Consider the following 21,421-nt stretch of genomic DNA (forward strand, 5'->3'; position numbering starts at 1 on the left):
TATCCCGCCCAAAACCGCGGCTGGCATGCCCCTGATCGATCCGCTAAAAGGCTGCCCGCAGTTTCGAAAAGACCTTGAGGACCCCACGGAATGAACATTCTTCCCGGCAATTTGCGTTTCGGAGCGGGGCAGCCCGTCAAGCGTTTGGAAGACCAGCGGCTGCTGACCGGGAAGGGGCAATTCATCGACGACAAGCCGGAAGACGGCGCGCTGTGGTTGCACGTGCTGCGCTCGCCGCACGCGCACGCCAAGATCGTTTCGATCGACACCAGCGCCGCGGCCGCGATGTCCGGCGTCACCGCGGTGTACACCGGTGCCGACCTCGTCAAGGACGACATCGGCGCCATTCCGACTTTGAGCATCTTCAAGCGCCCCGACGGCAAGCCGATGACGGTGCCGCCGCGCCGCCTGCTCGCCCATGAGATCGTGCGCTACGGCGGCGAGGCCGTGGCCGCCGTGGTGGCGGCCTCGCGCACCGAGGCCCAGAGCGCGGCTGAGGCGATCGCGGTCGAATACGACGTGCAGCCCGCGGTGGTCGATCCCGTCGAGGCGGTGAAGCGCGGTGCGCCTGTGGTGTGGCCGGAGGCGCCCGACAATATAGTCGGCGCGATGGCTTACGGCGATGCCGCCAAGGTTGACGAGGCCTTTGCCAGGGCCGCGCACACCGTCGAGCTCGATCTCGTCAGCCAGCGCCTTGTGCCCTCCGCGATGGAGCCGCGCTCCACCATTGCCGAGATCGACAAGAAGACCGGCCGTCTCCTCCTGCACGTGCAGTCGCAGACGCCGGCCTCGACCCGTGACGTGCTGGCCGAAGCCGTGCTCAAGCGTCCCAAGGACAGCGTGCGCGTGCTGGTCGGCGACATCGGCGGCGGCTTTGGCCAGAAGACCAACCTCTATCCCGAGGACGGCATCGTCGCCTACGCCGCGACCAAGCTGAACAAGAAGATCCGCTGGCGCGGCGAACGCACCGACGAGTTCGTCGGCGGCACCCACGGCCGCGATCTCACCTCGACCGCGTCGTTCGCGCTGGACGAGAAGGGCAAGGTGCTGGCCTATCGCGTCAAGTCGATCGGCTGCACCGGCGCGTACTCCTCAGGCGCTGCCAACATCATTCCGCTGGTGCTCGGACCCTTCGTGCAGACCGGTGTCTACGACCTGCCGCTGGTGCATTTCGAGGTGCAGTCGGTGATGACCCACACCGCGCCCGTCGGCGCCTATCGCGGCGCGGGCCGTCCCGAGGCGGTCTTCATCGTCGAGCGCCTGTTCGACGCCGCCGCGCGAAAGATCGGCATGGACCCGCGCGCGATCCGGAAAGCCAACTACATCAAGCCGGCGCAGCTGCCTTACACGAACGCGGCGGGCCAGGTTTACGACTCCGGCGCCTTCGCCCACATGCTCGATCGGGCCGTCAAGCTCGCCGACTGGGACGGCTTTGCCGCGCGCAAGAAGGCGGCGAAGAAGAAGGGCCTGCTCTACGGCCGCGGGCTCACCTCCTATATCGAATGGACCGGCGGCCGCGCTCACACCGAGAAGGTCAGCCTGCACGCGACCTCGCAAGGCCGCGTCGTGCTGCACTCCGGCACCATGGCGATGGGGCAGGGCTTGCAGACCACCTACACCCAGATGATCTCCGACTCGCTCGGCATTCCCCTCGACAAGATCGACGTCGTCCAGGGCGACACTGATCTGGCCATGGGTTTTGGCAGCGTCGGCTCGCGCTCGCTGTTCGTCGGCGGCACCGCGGTCGCGGTCTCCTCGAACGATCTGATCCAGAAGGCGCGCGAGAAGGCGGCGAATGTGCTGGAGACCTCGGTCGAGGACATCGAGTACCAGGGTGGCATGCTCACCGTGGTCGGCACCGACCGCCGCATCAGCCTGTTCGATCTCGCCGAGAAGGAGAGCGGTGCCAAGCTGAGCGTCGATTCCGAAGGCGAGGTCGATGGTCCGAGCTGGCCGAACGGCACGCATATCTGCGAGGTCGAGATCGACCCCGAGACCGGGGTGTCCAAGGTCGTGCGCTACACCACCGTCGACGACGTCGGCGTCGCCGTCAATCCGATGCTGGTCACCGGCCAGATTCATGGCGGCGTCGCGCAAGGAATCGGCCAGGCGCTCTATGAGGGCGTCTCCTACGATGCCGACGGGCAGCTCCTCACCGCCAGCTACCAGGATTACTGCATCCCGCGCGCCGACGACGTGCCGCCGATCGTGGTGACGCTCGACGACACCGCACCCTGCCGCACCAATCCGCTCGGCGCCAAGGGCTGCGGCGAATCCGGCGCCATCGGCGGTCCTCCCTGCGTCACCAACGGCGTGATGGACGCGCTCGCCGAGCTCGGCATCACCCAGCTGAATACGCCGCTCACGCCGCAGAAGATCTGGCAGGCGATCCGGGACGCGAAGGCGGCGGGTTAGAGGAGGGACGGTGCGTAGCCCGGATGGAGCGACTTGTCCGCCGTAGCTCGAAGAGCGTAGGCGGAAGCGAATTCGGGCCCGCACTATTGCCACGACGTCATTGCGAGCGCAGCGAAGCAATCCAGACTACCTCCGCGGAAGGATTCTGGATTGCTTCGTCGCAAGGGCTCCTCGCAATGACGGCGGAGAGAGTCGTAGCCCGGATTGCGCTGCGCTCCATCCGGGCTACGAAGCCAGCCTCAAATCCCCAGCATCATCTTCGCGATGATGTCGCGCTGGATCTCCGAGGTGCCGCCGAAGATCGTGTAGGCGCGGCCGTTGAGATATTCCGGCACCACCGTCAGCATGTCCTCCGGGATCGCCGGCTCGTGGTTGAGCTTGTAGAGCGGACGCATCGGCTCGACCGCGAGGGCGTCGTGGCCGATCACGTCGGCACCCAGCCGGGTCACGGCCTGGCGGATCTCGCTGTTGCGCAGCTTCAGGATCGACGACACCGCACCGGGATTCTGCCCGGTCTGCAGCGCCGAGAGCACCCGCAGCTCAGTCATCTCCAGCGCGTCGATGTCGACCTCGACCTCCGAGATGCGCGCTGCGATGTCAGGGGTGTCGATGGCGCGGCCGGTCAAATCCGACTCGGCAAGGTCCGCGATTGCCTTCAGTCCCTCGCGCAGTTTCGCCGAGGCGATGCCGGAGCCGCGCTCGAACTCCAGCAGATATTTGCCGTAGGTCCAGCCCTTGCCCTCCTCGCCGACGCGATTGGCGACGGGCACGCGGACGTCGTCGAAGAACACCTGGTTGACCTCATGGTCGCCGCCGATGGTGAGGATGGGGCGGGTCGTGATGCCGGGCGTCTTCATGTCGATCAGGATGAAGCTGATGCCGTCCTGCTGCCGCTCGCCGTCGCTGGTGCGCACCAGCGCGAACATGCGGTTGGCGTGATGGGCATGCGTGGTCCAGATCTTGGTGCCGTTGATGATGTAATCGTCGCCGTCGCGCACCGCGCGCGTCTTCAGCGAGGAGAGGTCGGAGCCTGAGCCCGGCTCGGAATAGCCCTGGCACCAATAGTCCTCGCCGGAGAGAATGCGCGGCAGGTAGAAGTTCTTCTGCTCGGGGTTGCCGAAGCCGATGATGACGGGCCCGACCATCTTCACGCCCATCACGTTGACGTTGGGCACACCGGCGCGCGCGCTCTCGGTCTCGAAGATCCAGCGCTGTGCCGGCGTCCAGTCTGGCCCGCCATATTCGACCGGCCAGCCCGGCGCGCCCCAGCCCTGCCTGTGCAGCGCGCGCTGCCAGGCCATGCCGATGTCGGGGTCGGAGAACACCGACGGCGTCAGCGCGGTCGCGCGCTTCATTTCCTCGGTGAGATTTTTTGCGATGAAGCCGCGCACCTCGCTCTGGAAGGCGCGCTCCTCGGCATTGAACGTGAGGTCCATGAGGCTCTCCCAGTGTCAGGCCGTGCGGCCGAGCCGAGCGTGGCGGCTATAGTGGTGCGCGCTGCCGCCGAACAGCGTGTCGAAGGCGACCAGCCGCTTGAAATAGGCGCCGACCTCGAGCTCCTCGGTGACGCCCATGCCGCCGTGAAGCTGGATCGACTGCTCGCCGACGAAGCGCGCGCATTTGCCGATCTTCGCCTTCGCGCCTGAAGCGGCGCGCGCCCGTTCGACCGGCGCAGCATCCGCTTTCAATGCAGCCCGCAGCGCCATTGAACGCGCTTCGTCGACCTGCATCGCCATGTCGGCGAGGCGGTGGCGGATCACCTGGTTGGCCGAGAGCGGCCGGCCGAACTGTTTGCGGATCTTGGTGTATTCCAGCGTGGTGTCCAGCAGCGTCTGCATGATACCGACGGCTTCCGCACCCAACGCGGCCATGGCGCGATCGACGGCCCATTCGATCGCAGGCAGCGCACCGTGTCCATCGCCGAGCAGGGCGTCTTCAGGCACATGCACGTCCGATAGTTCGATGTTGCAGGCGTGCCCGCCGCCAAGGCGGGGATAGTCGCTGATGATAAGGCCAGGTGCCGTCGCGGGCACCAGGAACAGGCCGATCCGCCCCGAAGGGCCGTGATGATCATGGATCAGCGCGGAGACGATGATCTCATCGGCGGCGTGCCCGTCGAGCACGGCAATCTTGTTCCCGGCAAGGCGCCAGCCTTGCCCCGTCTTGTTGGCGGTGGTCGTGACCTTGGCGAGATCAAACCGTGCCGCGCGTTCGGAATGCGCAAACGCGAGCTTCAATGATCCGTCGGCGACCTTGGGCAGGCTCGCCTGTTTCTGCGCTGGGCTGCCGCATCTGTCGATCAGGGCGGCTCCGAGGACGACGGTCGCAACGTATGGCTCGGACACCAGCCCGCGACCAAAGGCTTCCATCAGGATGCCGATCTCGACGGCGCCGCCGCCGAGCCCGCCGAACTCTTCCGCGACCGGCAGCGCCAGCCAGCCGAGCTCGGCAAACTGCTTCCAGACTGCCGGGCTGTAGCCGAGCGGATCGTTCGCCATCTTGCGGCGGTGATCGGCATCGTAGCTTTCGGCCACGAAGCGTTCCGCGCTCTCCCGCAGCAGCCGCTGTTCGTCACTGAGGTTCAGGTCCATCGCATCTACTCCGCGGCCGCCGGCGGCTTGCGCACGGAGGGATGCAGGCCGGATGGATCGACGATCATGCCGAACTCCTGGAGATTGTGGGCGTGACAGAGCTGATGCAGCGCAAAAGCCTGGTCGATCGCGGCGGGCTGGCCCATCACGTCGACCGAGCGGTTCACCGCCTCCTTGGTCAGTTTCAATGCGAAGGACGGTTTTGCTGCGATCCGGCGCGCCAGCTCCAGCACGCGCGCCGACAGCTCCGCGCGCGGCACGACCTGGTTGACCATGCCGAGCTGATGGGCTTCCTCGGCGCTCCAGCTGTCGGCCGTGAACAAGAACTCCTTGGCCTTGCGCGGTCCGAGCTCCCAGGGATGCACGAACCATTCGACGCCGCAGACGCCCATGGTGACGACGGGATCGCAGAACTGCGCATCGTCGCTGGCGACGATGAGATCGCAGGCCCAGGCCAGCATCAAGCCCCCCGCGATGCACTTGCCGTGCACTTCGGCAATGGTCGGTTTTGCCAGATTGCGCCAGCGCCGGGTGATCTGGAGATAGATTTCCTGCTCGCGGGCGAAGCGGCCATGCGCGTTGGGCTCCGCAAAACCGCCCCAATTTCCGATCGGCGGAAAGTCGGTGCCTGCGGCGTTCTTGCCGCCCGGACGCAGATCGTGGCCGGAGGAGAAATGCGGGCCGCTGCCGGCGAGGATGATCACCCTGACCGCGTCGTCTTGGACCGCCGCATCGAACGCGGCGTTGAGGTCGTAGGTCATTTGCAGGTTCTGTGCGTTGCGTGCCTCGGGCCGGTTCATCACGACCCGCGTTATCGCCGGCTCCGGTCTCTCCACGAGGATGGTCTCGAACGAGCTCATGGCGTTCTCCTTGACGTTCCCCTGGCATTGACGTTCTTGGTTTGCCCGAGTTGACAATGTCGGCCGGTGATAGGCAAGGGGCTTGCGTCAGTCGGCTGGTGTGTGGTCATCCACCGCCGTCATTCCGGGATGGTCCGAAGGACCAGACCCGGAATCTCGAGATTCTCAGGTGCGCAATTGCGCACCATAGTTCGCTTCGCGCCCCGGAATGACATCGACAAGCTGGCGCCCCGCACGCTCGATCTGGTAGTTTGCGCCAGATTCCACCGGGAGAAATTTAATGCGCAAGATCCTGACCGTGCTGGCGGCGCTGGCCTCGCTGAGCCTGTCCAATTGCGGCTACAACGCGATCCAGACCGAGGACGAGCAGATCAAGGCCAACTGGTCCGAGGTCGTGAACCAGTATCAGCGCCGCGCCGATCTCGTCCCCAATCTTGTCAACTCGGTGAAGGGATTTGCGCAGCAGGAGAAGGATGTATTGCTCGGGGTCACCAACGCCCGCGCCAAGGTCGGCAGCATCCAGGCGACGCCCGAGGTGCTGAACGACCCCGCAGCCTTCCAGAAATTCCAGGCCGCCCAGGGCGAGCTCTCCAGCGCGCTGTCGCGCCTCCTGGTCGTCACCGAGAACTACCCGCAGCTGAAATCGGATGCCCTGTTCAAGGACCTGATGTCCCAGTTGGAGGGCACCGAGAACCGCATCACGGTGGCGCGCAACCGCTACATCAAGGCGGTGCAGGAGTATAACGTCACCATCCGCTCGTTCCCGACCAACCTCACCGCGATGACGTTCGGCTACAAGGAGAAGCCGAACTTCTCGGTCGAGAACGAAAAGGAGATATCGACCGCGCCGAAGGTCGATTTCAACCCGGCGCCGTCGAAGTAGCTGCGTTCGGCCCCGATGCGCGTCCCACCCACCGCCGTCATTCCCCGCGAAAGCGGGGAATCCAGTACGCCGCGGCCCCTCTGCAGCTCGCCGGCGTCTCTGGAATACTGGATCGCCCGGTCCCGGCTCCGCCTAGGGCTTCGCCGGGCACCACGGTATTGGGCCGGCGAAGCGTCAGCGAAGACGGCAAGCCGGGCGATGACACTGAGTGTGTGGTGGCGTGCAGCCATTCTCGTAGCGCTACTGCTGTCGCTCGCATTCCCCGCCGTCGCCGACGTCGCTGTTCCCCAGCTCACCGGCCGCGTGGTCGACCAGACCGGCACGCTCTCCAGCGGCGACATCGCCACGCTGTCGCAAAAGCTGCGCGACTTTGAAACGCGCAAGGGCAGCCAGATCGCCGTGCTGATCGTGCCGACCACGCAGCCGGAGACGATCGAGCAGTTCTCGATCCGCGTCGCCGAGGCCTGGAAGATCGGCCGCAGGAAGATCGACGACGGTGCGATCCTCATCGTTGCCAAGAACGACCGGCATCTGCGCATCGAGGTCGGCTACGGCCTCGAAGGCGCGCTGACCGACGTCACCTCGCGGCGCATCATCGACGAGATCATCACGCCCAAGTTCAGGAGCGGCGATTTTGCCGGCGGCATCGCTGACGGCGTCGAACGCATGATGCGGGTGATCGACGGCGAGCCATTGCCGGTTCCTTCTCCCACCGTGAACTTCGGCAGCCTGGACGACCTCGCGCCGCTCTTCATCGTCACGCTGTTCGCCTCTGTGGGCGTGGGAGGGTTCTTCCGCGCCATGCTGGGGCGATTGCTCGGATCGTTCGTGACCGGAGGCATCATCGCAGCGCTGACCTGGTTCATCCTCGGGTCGTTCGCGCTCGCCCTCGCGCTCGGTGCTCTCGGCTTCATCATCGGATTTGTCGCTGATCTGTTTTCGGCGATCACGCCGGGCACAGGCCGCTCGCGCGGCGGCTCCTGGTCGAGCGGTTCCTCGTCCGGCGGCTGGAGCAGCGGATCATCGTCAGGCGACAGCGGTGGTTTCAGCGGCGGGGGTGGCAGTTTCGGCGGCGGCGGCGCCTCGGGGAGCTGGTAGCGGTCATGAGCATCAAGCGCATTGTCAGACATCTCGTGGAGCACCATTGGCGGGCAAGGCAGATCTTCCCGCAAGCCGCGCTCGACCGCATCGAGCGGGCCATCCGGCAGGGCGAGACCACCCATTCCGGCCAGGTCCGCTTCGTCGTCGAAGGCGCGCTCGACGGCCGTCCCCTGTTCCGCAACCAGCCGGCACGCGAGCGCGCGCTCGACCTGTTTTCGCATTTGCGCATCTGGGACACCGCGCACAACAACGGTGTCCTGATCTATCTCCTGCTCGCCGACCGCGACGTCGAGATCATCGCCGACCGCGGCATCGACGCGAAGGTCGGCGCGGCGGGCTGGGAGGCCATCTGCCGTGCCATGGAGTCCGAGTTCAGGTCCGGCCAGTTCGAGCGCGGCGTGATCGCCGGCATCGCGGCGGTGTCGCGCGAGCTGGCAAGGCACTTCCCGCCGCAAGGCCCGAATGCCAACGAGCTGCCGGATGCGCCGGTGGTGATGTGAACGGCGCGGGTGCCACGCACTCCGCTCTCTGACCGTCATCCTGAGGTGCGAGCGCAGCGAGCCTCGAAGGACGGCCCGGCTGCTGCAGCTCGGCCGTTCATCCTTCGAGGCTCCTCTTGCGATGCATCGCATCGCAAGCCTCGCGCCTCAGGATGACGGAAGTGACAAGGACGCCTAGCGTCGTTGCGCGGCCGTTCATCTTGCCCCGGTTACAAATTGTTTCACGCCCGCCACACCGGTTCCACGTTCCCGGCCCAATTCAGCCCCGGATAAGTTCCTAAAATTTCGGTAAGCGGGTCCGAAGGTAAGGATTTCGCAAACAATGAAAGTTACCAAAAGGTCAATCCAGACTGGAGTATTTGAGCCGTGAGCGAACCAATGGCTGAGCAGGCTGCCCAGGATTCCGGTGCTGTCGACGCCGCAGCGCCGCAGGCCGTCGAGGCTGCCGCCGGTATCGACGCCCCCTCGATCGCCCCCGACCACGAAGCGCCGCCGAAGCCTGATCCGGTGAAGGCAGACGCCCCGAAGGTTGAGCCGCCGCGGATCGAGGTGCCGAAATTCGAGGCCAAGGTTGAGAAGGCCGAGACCAAGCCCGAGCCGAAGCTCGGCAAGCTCATCGTCATGCCGCCTGCCGACCGCGCCTGGGAGCGCGATGAATTCGCCCCGCATGTGAAGGCGGACGAGCCGCGCGAGACCGGCAGCAAGCGTCGCCTCTCGGCGATGGCCGCCGTGGTGGTGATCGCGGCCGGCGTCGGTGCGATCAGCGGCGCGCTGGCAACGGCCGGCATGATGCATTTCGCCGCCCCGGCCGCCGCGCCGGTGCAGGTCGCCGACACCAGCGCGCTGGATGCGTCCGTCGCGCGGATCGACGCCGACCTCGTCGCGCTCAAGGCGAATGTCGAGCACAGCTCCAAGACCGGTCTCAGCCAGTTCAACCGGGCCAATGATCGTCTCGACAAGCTCGAGAAGGCGCAGGCCGAGCCGATGGCGAAGCTGGCAAAACTGTCCGAGACCGTCGACAAGCTCCGCGCCACATCGCCTGCCGCTCCCGCGCAGGCTGCGGCGTCCAAGGAGACCACCGGCTCAATTGTGCCGGCCCAGGTTGCGACCGCGGCCGCCGCTCCGGCTCCCGTGCCTGCCGCGCCCAAGACCGAGGTCGGCCGCCTGCCGACGCTCGAAGGCTGGCGGCTGCGCGACGTCGCCAATGGCGGCGCGCTGATCGAGGGCCGCGACGGCCTCTACGAGGTCTATGCCGGCGATCCCATCCCCGGCGTCGGCCGCGTCGATGCGATCCGCCGCCAGGACGGCCGCTGGGTGGTCGTCACCAGCAAGGGCCTGATCGTCGCGCGCTGAGCGTTCGATATTCGACTTTCGAAGAGGCGCTTCACCACCCTGTGAAGCGCCTTTTTGCTTGAATAGGCGCGCTTGCGCGGTGTTACCTTAGGTATGAGCCGCGCCTTGCGAATTCTCGTTGCTGTCGTCGTGTTGCTCGGCGGCGTCATGTCGCTCTCGGCGGCTGAGAACGCACAGCTGGCGCGCGGCACCGCGATCACCGACCCTGGTGTCCTGCGCAAGCTCGACGAGCACGACGTGCTGACGATCTCGCGGTTGCTCTGGCCGGAGCGCAGCGCGAATTTTCTGCTGACGACCGATCTGCTGTTCTCCTGGCTGCCCCAGCTCAAGGAGATTCCGCCTGCGATCGATGCGGAGTTCGACCGCTACGTCGCGCAGCAGAAAGCGGCCTGGCCGACCGAGACCATCGGCGTCGGCGAAGGCGTTGACGTGCAGCTGTTCGACCGGGCCGTGCTGAAATCCCCCAACACGCGCTTCGTGCTGGCCGGCATCGTCAACCGCATGGACCGCGCCTATGTGTCGGAGGAGTCTTGCGGCGAGATCCGCTTGATCTATCGGCTGACGCGTTTCGATGCAGGGCCGGACGGGACTAAGACGGCGGTGCGCCTGCCGATGACGTTCAATCTCGTGCTGAAGGCGCGCGACGAGCGCCAGATCGCGCCGAACGGCATGCCTGTGACCTGCGCCGAGGTCGCGCGGCGCTGGCTCGACAATGGCGACTGGCAGGGGCTGATCGGCACCGGCTTCTATCCTCACGATGCGATGCTCGACCGCATCGAAACCAACATCCAGATCTCGATCGCACCGAAATCGGCGCTGCACGATTTTCGCTCGGACTATCTCTTGAAGGTCTTCAAGTACAACGCCACGACGAAGACGTTCGAGGAATCGACGCTGGAGAACCAGATCGACCGCGACCGGATCCTTGCGGACAATGATCTCCGGCGCGACTTCAAGGAATGGCTGCTCGCGCCGGAAAATCTTCGCGAGTTCGATCGCGGCACGGTGCTGATCCCCGAGAAGTTTCTGGCGAGGGCTGCGGTGGTGCCGACGCCGGCGGGTCTCGATGCGTCGGCGCTGCAGCCGGAGTTCGGCATGATGCAAGGGGAAGGAAAAGGGGAGGGCAAGGACAATCCGGTCTTCACCGACAACGATGTGGTCGGTGCATTGAAGCGGGCTGCCGCGCGCGGGGACTTGCAGAACGTCCGCTCGGTCGCGGGCTTCCAGCGTCGCCTCAACGACGTCACCTGCGCCGGCTGCCACCAGACCCGCGGCATCGGCGGTTTCCATTTCCCCGGCGTCGACTGGCTCGCCGACAGGCCGTCCAACTCGACCATTGTGCCGGCCTCGCCGCATTTTGTCGGCGACCAGCTGCGCCGACGCGACATCCTGGCCGCGTTCGCCGCGGGAAAAAACCCTGATTTCTCGCGCGGATTTGCCAGCCGGCCGCAGACCCGCGGTAGCGGCGAGCTCGCCGGCACCGAATATCAGGACGGCTGGGGCGCGCATTGTTCCCTGCAAAATGCGGGATCGGGAACGCGGGATGAGAGTTTTACGTCATGGAGCTGTGCTACGGGCTTGACCTGTCAGGCTGCTGCGGCCTCGCGCCACATCGGCATGTGCTTCATCAAGACGCGTTAGCACATGATAGCGATTTGGATGACCCATGACGGACACCAGCGAAGCCAACAAGATGCGCAATCGTGAGATTCTTCGAGCACGGGAATCTCACCCATCTCGTTGACGGCCTTGCGCCATTCCGCGGTGCGCGTGACGCTGCCGCCAAAGTTGGTCCACACCGGCTCGAACGTCTCGCCGCAAAGCGTCAGCATCAGCGCCAGCTTGTAGCTGTTGCCGGATTCGGGGAAGTAGTGCAGGCGGTAGAGGGGCATGGGACCTCGCGGCGCTAGTGTTTGCCGATCGTTGATCGTCCCACGTCGTCATTGCGAGCGCAGCGAAGCAATCCAGCAATGCATCCGCGCGTGCGAGCTACCTCCTCATCGTCGTCCCGGGCAAGCGCAGCGAAGCGGAGCGCAGATCCGGGACCCCATAACCACAGGGAGGCGTTTGGCGAAGACTCGGAGTGACCAGTCGCGCGCGATAACCGCTCCCTGTGGTTATGGATCCCGGGTTCGCGCTATGCGCGCCCCGGGACGACAGTGGAGTGCGAGGCGCCGCCTCAGCCCACCGCCCCCGAGCCCCGCAGCGCCTTGATCGTCGCCTCGTCGTATCCCGCCCCGCGCAAAATCTCGTCACTGTGCTCGCCGACCGCGGGCGGCTTGCGCGGCTGGACCTTCTTGGCGCCGTCGATCCAGATCGGGCTGTTGATGGTGAGCATGGTGTCGTTCTCGAACGGCACCAGCACCTCGTTGTCGAGCATCTGCTTGTCGTTCGGGATGTCGTCGAGAATGGCGACGACGCCGAAGACGAGGCCGTTGCCGTCAAGGATCTTGCGCCATTCGGCGAGATCCCTGGTGGCGAAGGTCTCGTCCAAAATCTTGATCAGCTCGACCGAGCGGGCGTGGCGGTCGGCCTTGGTGGCGAAGCGGGAATCATTGATCAGGTCTTCGCGCCCGAGGCATTTGGCCAGCGTCGGAAACTGCTTCTCCTCGTTCAGCAGCGACAGGATCAGCCAGCGACCGTCCCTGCACTGGTAGTGGTTGGCGACCGCGTTCAGCGCGCGCTCGCGCGGCCGCCGCTCGCCGAACTTGGCGCCGCAGAGTTTTGCCTGCGCCAGCACGCTCGCCGCCCATACCCCGTTCGCCATCAAATTGGAGGCGACATGGGAACCCTTGCCGGTCTTCTCGCGCTGATACAGCGCCGTGACGATCGCGCTGTACAGCGACATGGCGCAGGGGTGGTCGCCCATGCCGGCGACCGAGCGCGCCGGCGTGGTGTCGATGTCGGCGCGGACGAGGTCCATCAGGCCGGAGCGCGCCCAATAGGCGTTGCTGTCGAAGCCGGGCTTGTTGGCTTCCTCGCCCTTCTCGCCGTAGCCGGTGAAGGAGGCGTAGATCAGCCGGTCGTTGAGATGGGCGAGATGATCATAGGTGATGCCGAGCTTGGCGCGCACCGGCGGCGGCATGTTGGTGATGAAGACGTCGGCCTCTTCCACCAGCTTGTAGAGCACGGCCTGCGCCTCGGGCTTGGCGAGGTCGAGCGCGATGCTCTTCTTGTTGCGGGCCTCCAGCAGCCAGGCAAAATTGTGCTCGCCGGTCGGGTAGCCCGGCAGATTGGGCAGATTGCGGTAGGGGTCCCCGGCGCCGGGCGGCTCGATCTTGATGACGTCGGCGCCGAAATCCGACAGCACGGTCGCGGCCGCGGGCGCTGCGATGAAGCTCGCGCAGTCCAGAACCTTCAGCCCCGCAAAAATGCCCTTGTCCATCGCGGCGTTGCTCCCTCGCTCTTGTTGTTTCCCGCGCGCTGGAATTGGTGCGGGCCAAGTCTGGAAGCATTAGACCGATGTTTCGCCGGGATGCAACGGCGCCGGGCGCAGGGCTCATTGCGCCATTCAATGCGCATCCGCCACGGACCCGAAACCATGTCCCGTCACCCTGAGGTGCTCGTCCTGCGGTGTACCGCAGGACGAGCCTCGAAGGGCGAGGGCCCGGCTGCAGCCTGGCCGTTCATCCTTCGAGGCTCCCGGCGCGATGCATGGCATCGCGCCACTCGCACCTCTGGATGACGGAACTGTTATTGCGCGTGTTATGAGGGCGGCTCCAGAAGCGGCCTCACTCCTCCCCTGCAAACAACGCAGCATTGCCGCCGGCTGCCGCGGTGTTGATTGTCACCGTCTGCTCGGTCGCAAAGCGTGCGAGGTAGTGCGGGCCGCCGGCCTTGGGGCCGGTTCCGGACAGGCCGTTGCCGCCGAACGGCTGCACGCCGACCACGGCGCCGATCATGTTGCGGTTGACATAGATGTTGCCGACCTGGACGCGGTCGATGATGGCTTCGATGGTGTCGTCGATGCGGGAGTGGACGCCGAGTGTGAGGCCGTAGCCGGTGCGCGCGATCGCGTGCAGCACGCGTTCGAGGTTCTCGGCGCGATAACGCACCACATGCAGGATCGGACCGAACACCTCTTCGGTGAGCTGGCCGGCATCCCTGAGCTCAAAAATGTGCGGGGCGACGAAGCAGCCCTCCGGCGCGGAGCCTGCGAAGTGCAGCCGCGCCTCGCTCTTCATCCGCGCGATATGCGCATCGAGCCGCTGCTTGGCCTCGCGATCGATCACCGGACCGACATGGGTCGCGACATCTGTGGGATCGCCGATCTTCAATTCGCGCGCCGCGCCTGCGATCATCTCGATCATGCGATCGGCGACGTCCTCCTGCACGAACAGCAGGCGCAGCGCCGAGCAGCGCTGGCCGGCGGAGCGGAATGCGGAGGTCACGACATCATCGGCGACCTGCTCGGGCAGCGCGGTCGCATCGGCGATCATGGCGTTGATGCCGCCGGTCTCCGCGATCAGCGGCACGATCGGCCCGTCCTTGGCGGCCAGCGTCCGGTTGATGCTGCGGGCAACCTCGGTCGAGCCGGTGAAGACGACACCGGCGATATCCTGGTGCGCGGTCAGCGCAGCGCCGATGCGGCCGTCGCCGGTGACGAGATGCAGCGCGCTTCCGGGGATGCCGGCCTCGTGCAGCAGGGCGATGGCCTCGCGTGCGATGCGCGGCGTCTGCTCGGCGGGTTTTGCCACCACGCTGTTGCCGGCCATCAGCGCCGCCGTGACCTGGCCGAGGAAGATCGCCAGCGGAAAATTCCACGGCGAGATCGCGACGAAGACGCCGCGGCCGCGCATGCCAAGCGCATTGCTCTCGCCGGTCGGGCCCGGCATGGCGGCGTCAACGCCGAACAGTTTTCGGCCCTGTGCGGCATAATAGCGGCAGAAGTCGGCGGCCTCGCGCAGCTCCGACAGCGCGTCGTCGAGGGTCTTGCCGCCTTCGGCTTGCAGCAGCGCGATGAAATGAGCGCCGCGGCTTTCCAGGAGATGCGCGGCCTGCTCCAGCGCCGCCGCGCGTGTGCCCGCAGGCGTCCGGCTCCAGGCGGCAAAGCCGGCGCGTGCCGCTGCCACCGCCGCATTGGCCTGATCCAGTGTTGCATCAGCGATAGGCTTGAGATCGATCGCCCCAGCCTTGACGTCCGTCAGCAGCTGATCGAGCGCGGCACGCGCGCCGAACTCGACGCCGCGGGAATTGCGCCGCTCCGGCGCGAACAGCTCACCCGGCAGCGGAATCCTGGGATGCGCGGCCGCTTGCGGCCGGACGATGGCATCCGCCGGCCGCTGCAGCAGCGCGGGGACCGGCACGCGATAGTCGGCGGCCTGCGCCACGAAGGACGAGTTGGCGCCGTTCTCCAAAAGTCGCCGCACCAGATAGGCGAGCAGGTCGCGATGGCTGCCGACCGGCGCATAGGTGCGGTAGGCGATATCAGGGTGGTCCTTGGCAAGCTGCTCGTAGAGCGCTTCGCCCATGCCGTGCAGGCGCTGAAATTCAAAGCCGCCGCCATCAGCGGCGAGCTCCAGCACCGTCGCGACCGTCAGCGCGTTGTGGGTGGCGAATTGCGGAAAGATGCGCGGCCGCAAGGCCAGAAGCTTCGCGGAGCAGGCGACGTAATTCAGATCCGTCATCGACTTGCGGGTGAACACGGGATAGCCGTCGAGCCCGCGCTCCTGCGCGCGCTTGATCTCGGTGTCCCAATAGGCGCCCTTGACCAGCCGCACCATCAGCTTGCGGTCATGCGCGCGGGCCAGCGCATCGACATAGTCGATCACCGCGCTCGCGCGCTTCTGATAGGCCTGGATCGCGAGGCCAAACCCGTCCCAGCCGGCCAGCGAGGGATCGGCGAGCGTTGCCGCGATCACGTCGAGCGACAACTCCAGCCGGTCGGCCTCCTCGGCATCGACGGTGAAGTTCAGGTCGTGCGCCTTGGCGCGCTGCGCGAGGTCCAGCAGTTGCGGCACCAATTCGCGCATCACGCGGTCGCGGCTGATCGCCTCGAAGCGCGGATGCAGCGCCGAGAGCTTGACCGAGATGCCGGGCCGGTCGGGCAGGGGATGGTTGCCCGCAGCCTTGCCGATCGTCTCGATCGCGCTGGCATAGGCGTCGAAATAGCGCTTCGCGTCGGCCGCCGTGCGTGCGCCTTCGCCGAGCATGTCGAAGGAATAGCGCGGCTTCTGGCCGGCGCGCGGCTGACCCCGCTCCAGCGCCTGCTCGATGGTCTCGCCCAGCACGAAATGATTGCCCATCAGCCGCATCGCCTGGCGCGTGGCGGTGCGCACCGCCGGCGCGCCGAGCCGCTTCACCAGACGGCCGATGGTGCCGTCGGGCGTCTCGCCGGGCTGGATCACCCGCGCGGAGAGACCGAGCGCCCAGGCCGAGGCGTTGACCAGGAACGCCGTGGACTTGGTCTCGTGATGGATGAAGTCGCCCTCGCCGAGCTTGTCCTCGATGAACTGGTCGGCGGTGCGCGCATCAGGCACGCGCAGCAGCGCCTCGGCCAGCACCATCAGCGCGAGGCCCTCCTTGGTCGAGAGCGCGAACTCCCGCAGCATGTCCTCGACGCCGCCGAGCCGATCGTCGCGCTTGCGGATCGCCTCGATCAGCCGCGTCGCGGTGCGGTCGATCCGCGCCTCCTGCGGCGGGGCCAGATGCGAGGCCGGCAGGAGGCGCGCGGCGATCTCGGCATCGTCAGGGGCGTAGGGGGCGGTGAAGGGCGGCGGGATGTTCGGCATAGCGTGTCCTGTGGCTGAAACTCAGGATAAAGCCCGTGTAACCGCAGTTCGATAGACAAATTAGCCGTTTTGCCTTAGGAAATGAAGGTCAACACCAGAATTGCCAGACGAAATATGGAACTCGATCGAATCGACCGGAAAATCCTCTCGATTTTGCAGGAAGACGGGCGAATCGCCAATGTCGAGCTCGCCGAGCGCATCGGCCTGTCGCCGACCTCGATCGGCGAGCGGCTGAAGCGCCTGCAGCGCGAGGGCTTTGTCGAAGGCTACGGTGCGCGCCTCAATCCGCACCGGCTCGGCCTCGGCTTGCTCGTGTTCGTCGAGGTGCTGCTCGACAAGACCACGCCCGACAATTTCGAGCGCTTTGCGCGCGCGGTGAAACTCGCGCCTGAAGTGCTGGAGTGTCACATGGTTGCCGGCGGCTTCGACTATCTGGTGAAGGCGCGACTAGCCGACATGACCGCCTATCGACGCTTCCTCGGCGAGACCCTGCTGTCGATGCCGGGTGTGCGCGAAACGCGGACCTATGCGGTGATGGAGGAGATCAAGCGCGACGCACCGTTGCCGGTGGGTTAGCGAAGTGCCGTCGCGATTGTCATTGCCGTGGCGTTGAATAGCGGTCTTCGCTGGAAAAAATAGCTATCCTTGCGCAATCGCAACGCTTGTCGTCGAATGCACTGACCGTCTTCTGAAATTTTCTTGGCCTCGCTCCCGGAGGTGATCCGGGAGGCAGCGAAACGCTGGCGGGCTTATACTTTGAGGTTCTCTGCGGAGGTCTTGCCCCGGTTTGCGATCTCTTCGTATTCAACCGTCTGTCCCTCGTTCAGGGTCGACAGACCGGCTTTCTGCACTGCCGAGATATGCACGAACACATCCTTGCCTCCCGACGCAGGCTGGATAAATCCATAACCCTTCGTCGGGTTGAACCACTTGACCGTACCTTTAGCCATCACGACTTCTCCGCGGGTCTTCCTCCAAGATCTCGAACCGCCAGTCCCCGCCAACCGGCCGGTTCGGTCCTAACAGGATACGCGGATTGTGGCGGGCTTGGTAGCTCAAACCACATCAGCTTTTCGCCGAATTCCGCTCAACTTCGCGGCGTTTTTGCCGGTTTTGCCCGTTTCGCGGTCAATCGGCAGGAACGCGACGGATCTGCTGCGGAAGGAAAGGATCAAGTGGCCGTTCTTCCTTACCCTCCCCTGGAGGGCCCTCCAGGGGAGGGTAAGTGCGTGATGCGGTCCGTCAGTAAGTCGCGGCCAGATAATCGACGATCTTGCCGACATCGGCGTCGTCGATCGGTGCGCCATAGACCTTGATCATCTTGGTCACTTCAGCTTGCCAGAAGTCCTTCTTGTCCTTCATCGGCGGTTGGGTGGCGATGTAGTCGGATGAGTGGCAGGCGGAGCAATTGCCCTGCACCACCTCGAGATTGGGCCCGGGCTTGAACGCGGCGACCTCATCGGGGGTCTTGTAGTTGAGCGGCGCCGCGGTCACGGCACTGATGCCGGCGGCGAGGGCGAGGGTGACGGCGAGGAGAACGGTGCGCTGCATGATCATCCTCCCTCAGGCCACGCTGACGCGGACGGTTTCGACGACGTTGCGCAAATAGCCCGCCGGGTTCCAGCGCGGCGTATCCGGCTGGGTCTCCCCGCCATTGCCGGTGGCGCGCACCTTGAGCTCAACGGCGCCGGCCGCGAGCTTCACCGGCAGCTTCCATTCGCGGAACGCGTACTTGCCGAGATCCTTACCGAGCTTCGCGCTCGTCCAGGTCTTGCCGCCGTCGGTGGAGACCTCGACGTCCTTGATGCCCTTGCCGCCGTCGAAGGCGATGCCGCGCAGCGTCACAGCTCCCGCCTTCAGCCTAGCGCCATCGGGGATGCTGGTGATGAAGGAGCGGATGGTGAAGCGGTTGATCGGGATCGTCGCCTTCGGCGCGGTGCCGGGCTCGATCGCGTTGTTCGGCGTATCGGGAATGCGATAGGCCGACTTCATCCAGAAGCCGTCATAGACGCTGTCGATGACGGTGATCTCGTTGAGGTGCTTGACCCAGTAGGTGCCGTAATAGCCGGGCACGACCAGGCGCAGCGGAAAGCCGTTGAGGAACGGCAGGTCCTCGCCGTTCATGCCATAGGCGAGCATCACCTCGCCGTCGGTAGCGTGATCGAGATCGAGCGCCTTGATGAAGTCGGGCGTCTTGTCGCTGACCGGGCCGTCCATGCCGTTGAACGTGACCTGCTTGGCGCCGCTCTGCACGCCCGCCATCTCCAGCACGGCCTTGAGCGGGACGCCGCGCCAGCGTGCGCAGCCCATCGCGCCATTGGCGAGCTGGCCGCCGGCGACGCGTGGCTCGAAGAAGCCGCGGCTGTTGCCGGAGCACTGGTTGACGGCGACGATCTCCGTCGCCTTCATCTTCCTGATGTCCTTCAGCGACAGCTTGAGCGGCTTGTCGATCTTGCCCTTGACCTCCAGCGTGAACTTGTCGGGATCGAGATTGTAGGGCAGGTCGGAGAGGTGATAGCGCACGAAGAAGGCGTTGTTCGGCGTGAGCGGCCCATCGTTGAACACCGCGAACGGCGTCTCGAGCTGCGGCGGGCGGCTGGTCAGCCCGATCATCGGTCGCTTCTGCGGATATTTTACCAGCGGCCGTTCGCCATTGACGAAGGGCAGGGTGACGGTGTCGAGGGCCAGCGCTTTGGTGGAATTCAGTGTGGCCGCAATGGCGGTAAGCCCCGCTCCTTTGAGCAGGTCGCGTCGATCGAACATGTGGTCTCCTCCCGGAGCTTTTTCGTTGGGCCGCGGTCATCACCGCGAAACCCGCGCTCATCTGTCGCAACGAACAGGACGAAGTCAATTCGTGCTTTCGCAGCAGGTCCATGCCGCTGCGTTGCAGCAAGCCGATGTTACGTTTGCAGTGAGATGGAGGTGAGCTGTAACCGCCGTGGCGGTGTGCTCCCTCGCCCCGTTCTTACGGGGAGAGGGTTGGGGTGAGGGGCCTCTCTCCACACGTGAGGTCCATCGAGAGACCTGTACCCCCTCATCCGGATCGCGCCGGACGATGCTTCGCATCGCCGGGGGGCGATCCGACCTCTCCCCGCAAGCGGGGAGAGGTGAAGAAAGATCACGCCGCCACCCGCGCGCCGCGATCAACCAGCACCGCCAGCTCCCTCGCATCCGCAACCACGCGCACCGCCATCGGCTCGTCGCGGCCGCGGATCGCGACCTCCTGCTGCGGCAGGGCGTCGTCGGCAAGGTCGGCGGTGCGGCGCACTTCCTCGGAGACGATCGCCTCGCAGGCGAGCGCCTTGGTCATGTCCTGCAGGCGGGCGGCGACGTTGACGGCATCGCCGAGGGCCGTGAACACGATGTGATCGCGATAGCCGATGTCGCCGATGATGACCTCGCCGCCGTGAATGCCGATGCCGAAGCGGATCGGCTGGCGCAGGTCGTGGCTGAGGAGCTGATTCAACTCGTCGATATTGGCGGCGATGCTGCCAGCGGCTTTCAGCGCCTGCCGGCAGGCATCTCGCGGATCCGCCGACAGTCCGAACAGCGCCAGCATGCCGTCGCCGACGAACTGGTTGGGCTGGCCGCCGTTCTCGATCACGGCCTGCGAAACCGCGCCGAGGAAGCGGTTGACGATGAAGACGGTATCGAACGGCAACCGCTTCTCGGCGAGCTGCGTCGAGCCGCGCATGTCCACGAACAGGCTGACGAGATAGCGCTCCTGGCCGATGCGCGCCGGCGCCGAGGCCTGCCCGTCCGCCGCATGCGTGTGGGGCGTGAAGAGCTGGAAGAAGGAGAGGTCGCAGTCCGGACGCAGCTGGCACGCAAGGCGGATCGAGGGATCGGCGGTGCCGACGCGGGCCAGCACGAAGGCCTCGCGCTGCGACGGCTGGGGCAGGGCGCCATGGTCGCCGATGACGCGGATGCGGCAGGTCGAGCAACGGGCGCGGCCGCCGCAGACGCTGGCATGCGGCACGTTGTGGCGCAGGCTTGCCTCGAGCACGGAGAGGCCCTTCGGCACGCGCACCGTCTTGCCGTTGCCGTAGGACAGCGCAATCATGCCGCCGCGCCGCTCGCGCCAGGCCCGTACGCCGCGCGCCGCCAGCGCCAGTCCCAGCAACCCGAAATATCCGGCGGTGAGGCCGCCGGTGATGCGGTCGAGCGTATTGGCTTCGGCGACCGAGCCGAGCTGGCGGCGTGTGAGATTGTGCGTGCGCCATTCCCCGTCGTCGGCCTCGAGCTCGATGCTGCGGCCGCCCTGGTAGATTCCGAGCAGCGACAGAGTCGGGATCAGCACGGCGGCTGCGAGCAGATAGGGCGCGGCGCGCGCGAAGAACGGCTTCAGGCGAAGCCAGAAATAGATGCCGATGCAGCCGTGCACCCAGGCGATCAGGAGCAGGATCGTCATTTGCCAGAGCCGGCCGGGCGCGCCGATGAAGAACAGATGGAGCTCCTGCGGATAGTGCTTCTGGTGTCCGTACAGCGTCTGGCCGAGCCGCACGCCGATCACATGCGCCATGACGAGGGCGGGGATGCTCAGTCCCAGCACGAGCTGCAGCGGCTCGATCGTCTTCCAGCGGAACTGCCGGCGCTGATACAGCGCGTAGATGCCGAGCCCCATATGGGTCAGCGCCGCGGTGTAGAACACGATCGCGACAGGCAGGAACTGCCAGAACAGCATGTGATAGTAGACCCCGGCCTCCATGGCATCGACCGAGATGTTGCCGAGTGCGTGGTTCAGGAAATGGCTGACCACATAAGAGAACAGGATGATTCCGCAGATGAGCCGCACCTGCCGCACGCTGGTGGCGCGGACAAGTTCGGGCATGTGGACGGGAGCGGTGGCCATGATTCGATTGTATCAGTTCATGGAGGAGAACAGCCAGCCTAGCGTTTAATTCCGCCCGCGGACAGCTTGCCCGATCACATGCGCGGCAAGGTTACAGAACCGTAGGGTGGGCAAAGGCGCGCACTGGCGCGCCGT

16 protein-coding genes and 1 pseudogene are annotated in these 21,421 nt (G+C 65.7%); 7 read left to right on the forward strand and 10 right to left on the reverse strand.

Annotated features, from left to right (window positions below):
- The first annotated feature begins 90 nt into the window (after positions 1 to 90).
- Complete coding sequence (locus tag GGD63_RS27765) at positions 91 to 2,415, forward strand: xanthine dehydrogenase family protein molybdopterin-binding subunit (protein WP_183246556.1); 2,325 nt, start codon at positions 91 to 93, stop codon at positions 2,413 to 2,415.
- A 239-nt stretch (positions 2,416 to 2,654) separates the two neighbouring features.
- On the opposite strand, the gene GGD63_RS27770 is transcribed toward GGD63_RS27765, so the two are convergent.
- From GGD63_RS27770 to GGD63_RS27780, 3 genes are read right to left on the reverse strand one after another with little or no spacing between them, the layout of a single operon-like run.
- Positions 2,655 to 3,851: an acyl-CoA dehydrogenase family protein gene (locus GGD63_RS27770; protein ID WP_183246558.1), complete on the reverse strand. Its 1,197-nt coding sequence runs from the start codon at positions 3,849 to 3,851 to the stop codon at positions 2,655 to 2,657.
- Between the two features lie 15 nt (positions 3,852 to 3,866).
- Positions 3,867 to 5,006, reverse strand: coding sequence for an acyl-CoA dehydrogenase family protein (locus tag GGD63_RS27775; RefSeq protein ID WP_183246560.1), 1,140 nt, complete (start codon positions 5,004 to 5,006; stop codon positions 3,867 to 3,869).
- Positions 5,007 to 5,011: 5 nt separating this feature from the next.
- Positions 5,012 to 5,866 (reverse strand): enoyl-CoA hydratase, encoded by an 855-nt coding sequence (locus GGD63_RS27780; RefSeq protein WP_183246562.1) that lies wholly within the window; start codon positions 5,864 to 5,866, stop codon positions 5,012 to 5,014.
- 280 nt (positions 5,867 to 6,146) lie between these two features.
- Between GGD63_RS27780 and GGD63_RS27785 the strand changes: the two genes are divergently transcribed.
- From GGD63_RS27785 to GGD63_RS27805, 5 genes are all read left to right on the forward strand, one after another.
- Entirely contained in the window at positions 6,147 to 6,749 is a 603-nt protein-coding gene (locus GGD63_RS27785; RefSeq protein WP_183246566.1) for a LemA family protein, read from the forward strand.
- Positions 6,750 to 6,947: 198 nt separating this feature from the next.
- Positions 6,948 to 7,847 (forward strand): YgcG family protein, encoded by a 900-nt coding sequence (locus tag GGD63_RS27790; protein WP_183246568.1) that lies wholly within the window; start codon positions 6,948 to 6,950, stop codon positions 7,845 to 7,847.
- Between the two features lie 5 nt (positions 7,848 to 7,852).
- A complete protein-coding gene (locus tag GGD63_RS27795) occupies positions 7,853 to 8,350 on the forward strand; it encodes a TPM domain-containing protein (protein WP_183246570.1) in 498 nt (165 codons plus the stop codon).
- Between the two features lie 378 nt (positions 8,351 to 8,728).
- Positions 8,729 to 9,703 carry a hypothetical protein gene (locus GGD63_RS27800; protein WP_183246572.1) on the forward strand — a complete coding sequence of 325 codons (975 nt, stop codon included), beginning with the start codon at positions 8,729 to 8,731 and terminating at the stop codon, positions 9,701 to 9,703.
- A gap of 93 nt (positions 9,704 to 9,796) precedes the next feature.
- Positions 9,797 to 11,344, forward strand: coding sequence for a hypothetical protein (locus GGD63_RS27805; RefSeq protein ID WP_183246575.1), 1,548 nt, complete (start codon positions 9,797 to 9,799; stop codon positions 11,342 to 11,344).
- 71 nt (positions 11,345 to 11,415) lie between these two features.
- Here the strand turns inward: GGD63_RS27805 and GGD63_RS27810 are convergent.
- From GGD63_RS27810 to putA, 3 genes and pseudogenes are all read right to left on the reverse strand, one after another.
- Positions 11,416 to 11,595: pseudogene (locus tag GGD63_RS27810) on the reverse strand (glutathione S-transferase); the annotation flags it as partial.
- A gap of 287 nt (positions 11,596 to 11,882) precedes the next feature.
- Positions 11,883 to 13,088, reverse strand: a complete 1,206-nt coding sequence (locus GGD63_RS27815; protein WP_183246577.1) for a CaiB/BaiF CoA-transferase family protein — start codon at positions 13,086 to 13,088, stop codon at positions 11,883 to 11,885.
- Positions 13,089 to 13,434: 346 nt separating this feature from the next.
- A complete protein-coding gene (gene putA, locus GGD63_RS27820; protein ID WP_183246579.1) occupies positions 13,435 to 16,434 on the reverse strand; it encodes a bifunctional proline dehydrogenase/L-glutamate gamma-semialdehyde dehydrogenase PutA in 3,000 nt (999 codons plus the stop codon).
- 114 nt (positions 16,435 to 16,548) lie between these two features.
- Here putA and GGD63_RS27825 point away from each other — a divergent pair, with 114 nt between their 5' ends.
- Complete coding sequence (locus GGD63_RS27825; RefSeq protein WP_018643717.1) at positions 16,549 to 17,010, forward strand: Lrp/AsnC ligand binding domain-containing protein; 462 nt, start codon at positions 16,549 to 16,551, stop codon at positions 17,008 to 17,010.
- A 173-nt stretch (positions 17,011 to 17,183) separates the two neighbouring features.
- On the opposite strand, the gene GGD63_RS27830 is transcribed toward GGD63_RS27825, so the two are convergent.
- The 4 genes from GGD63_RS27830 to GGD63_RS27845 all read right to left on the reverse strand — a co-directional run bounded on the left by GGD63_RS27830 (position 17,184) and on the right by GGD63_RS27845 (position 21,286).
- Positions 17,184 to 17,384: a cold-shock protein gene (locus tag GGD63_RS27830; protein ID WP_008563500.1), complete on the reverse strand. Its 201-nt coding sequence runs from the start codon at positions 17,382 to 17,384 to the stop codon at positions 17,184 to 17,186.
- A 292-nt stretch (positions 17,385 to 17,676) separates the two neighbouring features.
- A complete protein-coding gene (locus GGD63_RS27835) occupies positions 17,677 to 17,985 on the reverse strand; it encodes a cytochrome c (RefSeq protein WP_183246581.1) in 309 nt (102 codons plus the stop codon).
- A gap of 12 nt (positions 17,986 to 17,997) precedes the next feature.
- Positions 17,998 to 19,197, reverse strand: a complete 1,200-nt coding sequence (locus tag GGD63_RS27840) for a molybdopterin-dependent oxidoreductase (RefSeq protein ID WP_183246583.1) — start codon at positions 19,195 to 19,197, stop codon at positions 17,998 to 18,000.
- A gap of 355 nt (positions 19,198 to 19,552) precedes the next feature.
- Positions 19,553 to 21,286: an adenylate/guanylate cyclase domain-containing protein gene (locus tag GGD63_RS27845; protein ID WP_183246585.1), complete on the reverse strand. Its 1,734-nt coding sequence runs from the start codon at positions 21,284 to 21,286 to the stop codon at positions 19,553 to 19,555.
- Positions 21,287 to 21,421 lie beyond the last annotated feature (135 nt).

Origin of the sequence: Bradyrhizobium sp. cir1, assembly GCF_014198245.1 — a bacterium.
Lineage (GTDB): Bacteria > Pseudomonadota > Alphaproteobacteria > Rhizobiales > Xanthobacteraceae > Bradyrhizobium.